Genomic DNA, 6,263 nt, shown 5'->3' with positions numbered 1-6,263 from the left:
GATGAGATTTCCCATGATTTTATATCAGTAAGAGCCCTGAGAGATGATCAGGTAGATAGGTTAGAAGTGGAAGTGTGGCGACACATGTAGCGGACTAATACTAATAGCTCGAGGACTTATCCAAAGTAACTGAGAATACGAAGTGTGAGGTTTTCTTGGTATTTGATAGATATTCAATTTTGAGTAGGTATTACTCAGAGTTAAGTGACGATAGCCTAGGAGATACACCTGTACCCATGCCGAACACAGNAGTTAAGCCCTAGAACGCCGGAAGTAGTTGGGGGTTGCCCCCTGTGAGATATGGAAGTCGCTTAGCTTTTATCCGCCATAGCTCAGTTGGTAGTAGCGCATGACTGTTAATCATGATGTCGTAGGTTCGAGTCCTACTGGCGGAGTATAGATTAAAACGTTCAATTGAGCGTTTTTTTATTTATTAATATAGTAGACTGTTGAAATTTCAAATCTTAATTTTAAAATCTATAATTACCTCTTTATTTTATTTTTAGTTCGTTTAGCTTTAAATTCTTCTTTTATAGGATTTGAAGTTTTTTTAGTTCTTATTTCTGTTAGACTAGTGTTACTAATAAGAAAGGGAATTTTTATATGCTTCAGAAATTTTATGACCGAGCATTTGTCTTTTTGAAACTAGTTGAACAAGAATATGCCTCTTTAGGCCAGAGTTGTTCAGAGTGGGAATCACTTCATCTTCGTTTTTTACTATATTATTTAATCCGATTTAAAATTAAAAGCGATAGGGACTTTTCTCTATATCACTTTAGAACAGCTTATCGTCTATATCTAGATAAATTATTGCAAGGTGGTACAACTCTCATCCAATAGGAAGTATCTATATCATAATTACGAACGATAGTTATAGATATATTTTAAAAAATATAGAATTAGCTTATAATCAAAGGCTTTTGTATTTAGAAATGGAAGAATTCCCAAATCTTTTCTACTGTTTCTTCTTGATAAAATAGTGTTTTTTTCTTATAATAAATTGTAAGATATAATTGCAGGTGAAATTCCTGCCATGTATATGAGAAAGGACGAGCTCCTAGTAGCTCAGACGAATTTTATTATGACTTCAGTTGTTGTTGTAGGTACCCAATGGGGTGATGAAGGTAAAGGAAAAATTACAGATTTTCTTTCAGCTAATGCAGAGGTAATTGCTCGTTATCAAGGTGGTGATAATGCTGGTCACACGATTGTGATTGACGGTAAGAAATTTAAGTTGCACTTGATTCCGTCAGGTATTTTCTTCCCTGAAAAGATCTCTGTCATCGGGAATGGGATGGTTGTAAATCCTAAATCTCTAATAAAAGAGTTGACTTATCTTCATGAAGAAGGGGTGACAACAGATAACTTGCGTATTTCGGACCGTGCGCATGTCATTTTGCCATATCATATTGAATTAGACCGTCTACAAGAAGAAGCTAAGGGTGACAATAAGATTGGTACTACAATAAAGGGAATTGGTCCAGCATATATGGACAAGGCTGCTCGTGTGGGAATTCGTATTGCAGATCTTTTGGATAAAGACATATTTCGTGAGCGTTTAGAGCGCAATCTCGCAGAAAAGAATCGTCTGTTTGAAAAATTATATGATAGCACCCCTATTTCAGTTGATGATATTTTTGACGAGTACTATGAGTATGGCCAACAAATCAAGCAATACGTGACAGATACATCTGTTATCTTGAACGATGCGCTTGATAATGGCAAACGTGTGCTTTTTGAAGGTGCGCAAGGTGTTATGTTGGACATTGACCAAGGTACTTATCCATTTGTTACTTCGTCAAACCCTGTCGCTGGTGGTGTGACAATCGGGTCTGGTGTTGGTCCAAGTAAGATTGACAAGGTTGTAGGTGTGTGTAAAGCCTATACGAGTCGTGTGGGGGACGGACCTTTCCCAACGGAATTGTTTGATGAAGTGGGAGATCGCATTCGTGAAGTAGGTCATGAATACGGTACAACAACTGGCCGTCCACGTCGTGTGGGTTGGTTTGACTCAGTTGTGATGCGTCACAGCCGCCGTGTATCTGGGATTACCAATCTTTCATTGAACTCTATCGATGTTTTGAGTGGTTTGGATACAGTGAAAATCTGTGTGGCCTATGATCTTGATGGTCAACGTATTGATTACTATCCTGCTAGCCTTGAGCAGTTGAAACGCTGCAAACCAATCTACGAGGAATTGCCAGGTTGGTCAGAAGACATCACTGGGGTTCGTAATTTGGAAGATCTTCCTGAGAATGCGCGTAACTATGTTCGTCGTGTAAGCGAGTTAGTTGGTGTTCGTATCTCAACTTTCTCAGTAGGTCCTGGTCGTGAACAAACTAATATTTTAGAAAGTGTTTGGTCATAGGAGATTTTTAAGATTAGTTTAAGACAGGTTGGGTATACTATAGGCAGTTACAAGAAGACCTCCTAACTTGTTGTAACAAATATCCTAAACTTTTCTTTTTCATAATAATCTCCCTATTAAGTCACCCCATTGGGTGGCTTTTTTTGTGTTGAGAATCATGATATAATAATAAAATCGACAAGTAGGAAAAGAGAAGAAGATGAATTATACAGTTGAAGAAAAAGAATGCTTCATGAGAGAGGCTTTGAGAGAGGCTGAGATTGCTTTAGAACACGATGAAATTCCAATTGGTTGTGTGATTGTCAAGGATGGAGAAATCATTGGTAGGGGGCATAATGCGCGCGAGGAGTTGCAACGGGCGGTCATGCATGCAGAAATCATGGCTATAGAGAATGCGAACTTGGGTGAGGAGAGCTGGCGTTTACTAGATTGCACCCTTTTTGTGACCATAGAGCCCTGTGTCATGTGTAGCGGAGCGATTGGGCTTGCCCGTATTCCAAACGTAGTTTACGGGGCTAAAAACCAGAAATTTGGTGCAGCTGGGAGCTTGTACGACATTTTGACAGATGAGCGTCTCAATCATCGTGTAGAGGTAGAAACGGGAATTTTGGAAGATGACTGTGCAGCGATTATGCAGGACTTTTTCCGAAATCGACGGAAAAAATAATTTCTCTTTAAAAACCGAGGGGAATGTGGTATAATAAATAGTGGAGCAACAGTTCTGCGTGAAGCGGGTCAGGGGAGGAATCCAGCAGCCCTAAGCGAGTGTGAATTGTGTGCTCTTTTTTCGTGCTTTTTTCGAATAAATAAGATAAAATAGCCTAGAATGAATGATAATAGAAAAGAGAAAAATATGAAAATTCGTGGTTTTGAATTGGTTTCGAGTTTTACAGATGAAAATTTGTTGCCTAAGCGTGAGACAGCTCATGCGGCTGGCTATGACTTAAAGGTTGCGGAACGTACGGTTATTGCGCCAGGAGAGATTGTTTTGGTTCCGACAGGGGTTAAGGCCTATATGCAGCCGACAGAAGTGCTCTATCTCTATGACCGTTCATCAAACCCTCGCAAGAAGGGCTTGGTCTTGATCAACTCTGTGGGGGTCATTGATGGGGATTATTATGGAAATCCTGGGAATGAGGGACATATTTTTGCGCAGATGAAGAATATTACAGACCAAGAGGTTATTCTTGAAGTAGGTGAACGTGTGGTTCAGGCTGTCTTTGCGCCTTTCTTAATCGCAGACGGAGATGAGGCAGATGGCGTGCGAACTGGTGGATTTGGATCAACAGGGCACTAAGATGAAGATTATCTTTGTACGTCATGGAGAGCCAGACTACCGTGAGTTAGAGGAGTGTTCCTACACTGGCTTTGGATTAGATTTGGCTCCTTTGTCTGAGAAAGGAAGGCGACAAGCTCAGGAACTTTGCCAAAATCCTTTGCTTGGCTCAGCTGATATACTGGTGTCCTCTGCAGTGACGCGAGCATTAGAAACGGCTTCTTATCTTACTTGTGCTACTGGCCTTCCTTTGAGGGTGGAGCCTTTGTTACACGAATGGCAGGTTTACGAAAGTGGCATAGAGAATTTTGAAAAAGCACGTACTCTGTTTTTAGAAAACAAGGGGGAGTTGCTTCCTAATAGTCCTATTCAGTATGAGACAGCTGAAGAGATGAAGGCGCGTTTTTTGGAAACTATGATAAAGTACCGAGACTACCAGACAGTTCTAGTGGTAGCTCATCGAATGCTCATGCGTCAGTTTGTGCCAAATGAGAAGATTGATTTTTGCCAAGTGATTGAGTGTGAGTTAGAGATATAGAAAGAGGTTTATCATCGCAAAGAAAAAAGCGACATTTGTATGTCAAAATTGTGAATATAATTCACCTAAGTATCTAGGACGTTGTCCCAACTGTGGGTCTTGGTCTTCTTTTGTAGAAGAGGTTGAGGTTGCCGAGGTCAAGAATGCGCGTGTGTCCTTGACAGGTGAGAAAACCAAGCCCATGAAACTGGCTGAGGTGACTTCCATCAATGTCAATCGAACTAAGACTGAGATGGAGGAATTTAATCGTGTACTTGGAGGTGGAGTGGTACCAGGAAGTCTCGTACTCATCGGTGGGGATCCAGGAATCGGGAAATCAACCCTTCTCCTACAAGTTTCAACCCAGTTGTCTCAAGTGGGTACGGTTCTCTACGTCAGTGGGGAGGAGTCTGCCCAGCAGATTAAACTCCGTGCAGAGCGCTTGGGGGATATTGATAGCGAATTTTATCTCTATGCAGAGACCAATATGCAGAGTGTTCGATCTGAGGTGGAGCGCATCCAACCAGATTTTCTCATCATCGACTCTATCCAGACGATTATGTCTCCTGAGATTTCAGGGGTGCAGGGGTCTGTGTCTCAGGTGCGTGAGGTAACGGCTGAACTCATGCAGTTGGCGAAGACTAATAACATTGCTATCTTTATCGTAGGACATGTGACTAAGGAAGGAACCTTGGCAGGTCCTCGTATGTTGGAGCATATGGTAGATACAGTGCTTTACTTTGAAGGGGAACGTCACCATACCTTTCGTATCTTGAGAGCAGTCAAAAACCGTTTTGGCTCCACTAATGAGATTGGGATTTTTGAGATGCAGTCAGGCGGATTGGTTGAGGTGCTCAATCCGAGTCAAGTTTTCCTAGAGGAGCGTTTGGATGGGGCGACTGGTTCATCAATTGTGGTGACTATGGAAGGAACCCGTCCGATTTTGGCGGAGGTTCAGGCTTTGGTGACACCAACCATGTTTGGAAATGCCAAGCGCACGACGACAGGACTTGATTTTAATCGTGCGAGTCTGATTATGGCTGTTTTGGAAAAGCGTGCAGGACTTCTCTTGCAAAATCAGGATGCCTATCTCAAATCTGCTGGTGGCGTGAAATTGGATGAGCCTGCCATTGACTTAGCCGTTGCAGTGGCTATTGCCTCTAGTTACAAGGACAAGCCTACCAATCCTCAGGAATGCTTTGTAGGAGAGTTAGGCTTGACTGGAGAGATTCGGCGTGTGAATCGTATCGAGCAGCGCATCAATGAAGCTGCGAAGCTTGGATTTACAAAAATCTATGTACCAAAAAATTCTTTGACAGGCATTAAACCACCTCAAGAAATTCAGGTGATAGGAGTGACGACTATCCAGGAAGTTTTGAAAATGGTCTTTGCTTAATCTGTGACAAATCCTCTCAAAAATGATAAGATAGGAGAAATATTTGATTATCAAATTTTTAAGGGGGAAATCGTGTCGTATTTTGAACAGTTTATGCAAGCCAACCAGGCTTACGTTGCCCTTCATGGGAAATTAAATCTACCACTTAAGCCGAAAACAAGAGTAGCAATTGTGACCTGCATGGACTCACGGCTACACGTCGCGCAAGCTTTAGGTTTAGCACTTGGGGATGCTCATATTTTGCGGAATGCTGGCGGTCGAGTAACGGAGGACATGATTCGTTCTCTGGTGATCTCCCAGCAACAAATGGGGACAAGAGAGATTGTGGTGTTGCACCATACAGACTGTGGAGCTCAAACCTTTCAAAATGAAAGTTTTCATGAACATTTGAAACACGAGCTCGGAGTTGATGTGTCTGATCAAGATTTTTTACCATTTCAGGATGTTGAAGAGAGTGTGAGAGAGGATATGCAATTGCTTCGAGAATCTCCACTGATTCCTGATGATGTGGCTATTTCAGGTGCGGTTTACGATGTGGATACAGGGAGTATGAGAGAAGTATACTAACTTTGTATCGAAAAAATTTCATCCTAGCATAAGATCGCTACTTCAAATGTAGCGATTTTAATTTTAATATAGCTAATATAAAGTAGCAAAAAACAAGGGTATAAATGTTTGCTCTTGTTTTATTTTTGATTGAAAAATA

7 protein-coding genes, 1 tRNA gene, 2 rRNA genes and 1 other RNA gene are annotated in these 6,263 nt (G+C 41.4%); all 11 read left to right on the top strand.

All coding sequences use genetic code 11. The features are described 5' to 3' along the window. Positions 1–124: ribosomal RNA gene (locus D8844_RS08870) — 23S ribosomal RNA — on the top strand; the annotation flags it as partial. 76 nt (positions 125–200) lie between these two features. Beyond that, positions 201–316: ribosomal RNA gene (gene rrf / locus D8844_RS08865) — 5S ribosomal RNA — on the top strand. Between the two features lie 5 nt (positions 317–321). Further along, positions 322–395: transfer RNA gene (locus tag D8844_RS08860), tRNA-Asn, on the top strand. A gap of 208 nt (positions 396–603) precedes the next feature. Then, positions 604–840 (top strand): sigma(X)-activator ComW, encoded by a 237-nt coding sequence (gene comW, locus D8844_RS10440; protein ID WP_000939512.1) that lies wholly within the window; start codon positions 604–606, stop codon positions 838–840. Between the two features lie 241 nt (positions 841–1,081). Next, complete coding sequence (locus D8844_RS08850) at positions 1,082–2,368, top strand: adenylosuccinate synthase (RefSeq protein WP_042768895.1); 1,287 nt, start codon at positions 1,082–1,084, stop codon at positions 2,366–2,368. Between the two features lie 199 nt (positions 2,369–2,567). Further along, positions 2,568–3,035, top strand: a complete 468-nt coding sequence (tadA, locus tag D8844_RS08845; RefSeq protein WP_042768888.1) for a tRNA adenosine(34) deaminase TadA — start codon at positions 2,568–2,570, stop codon at positions 3,033–3,035. 32 nt (positions 3,036–3,067) lie between these two features. Further along, positions 3,068–3,162: signal recognition particle sRNA small type (gene ffs, locus D8844_RS08840), an RNA gene on the top strand. A 59-nt stretch (positions 3,163–3,221) separates the two neighbouring features. Further along, on the top strand, positions 3,222–3,665 hold the full coding sequence (locus tag D8844_RS08835; RefSeq protein WP_000701979.1) for a dUTP diphosphatase: 444 nt from the start codon (positions 3,222–3,224) through the stop codon (positions 3,663–3,665). Next, complete coding sequence (locus tag D8844_RS08830) at positions 3,625–4,182, top strand: histidine phosphatase family protein (RefSeq protein WP_029707330.1); 558 nt, start codon at positions 3,625–3,627, stop codon at positions 4,180–4,182. Before D8844_RS08835 ends, D8844_RS08830 begins: the two co-directional genes overlap by 41 nt. Before the next feature lie 13 nt (positions 4,183–4,195). Beyond that, positions 4,196–5,557 carry a DNA repair protein RadA gene (radA, locus tag D8844_RS08825; RefSeq protein WP_125423493.1) on the top strand — a complete coding sequence of 454 codons (1,362 nt, stop codon included), beginning with the start codon at positions 4,196–4,198 and terminating at the stop codon, positions 5,555–5,557. 72 nt (positions 5,558–5,629) lie between these two features. Next, complete coding sequence (locus tag D8844_RS08820) at positions 5,630–6,124, top strand: beta-class carbonic anhydrase (RefSeq protein ID WP_042768894.1); 495 nt, start codon at positions 5,630–5,632, stop codon at positions 6,122–6,124. Positions 6,125–6,263 lie beyond the last annotated feature (139 nt).

This window comes from Streptococcus oralis, assembly GCF_003942875.1.
In the GTDB taxonomy this organism is placed as follows: Bacteria; Bacillota; Bacilli; order Lactobacillales; family Streptococcaceae; genus Streptococcus; species Streptococcus oralis_BX.
This window is presented reverse-complemented; position numbering and strand designations above follow the sequence as displayed.

Coding starts and splice junctions, on each gene's coding strand:
- D8844_RS08830 (WP_029707330.1), top strand. CDS start 3,625: ATGGCGTGCGAACTGGTGGATTTGGATCAACAGGGCACTAAGATGAAG.
- D8844_RS08835 (WP_000701979.1), top strand. CDS start 3,222: ATGAAAATTCGTGGTTTTGAATTGGTTTCGAGTTTTACAGATGAAAAT.
- D8844_RS08850 (WP_042768895.1), top strand. CDS start 1,082: ATGACTTCAGTTGTTGTTGTAGGTACCCAATGGGGTGATGAAGGTAAA.
- comW (WP_000939512.1), top strand. CDS start 604: ATGCTTCAGAAATTTTATGACCGAGCATTTGTCTTTTTGAAACTAGTT.
- tadA (WP_042768888.1), top strand. CDS start 2,568: ATGAATTATACAGTTGAAGAAAAAGAATGCTTCATGAGAGAGGCTTTG.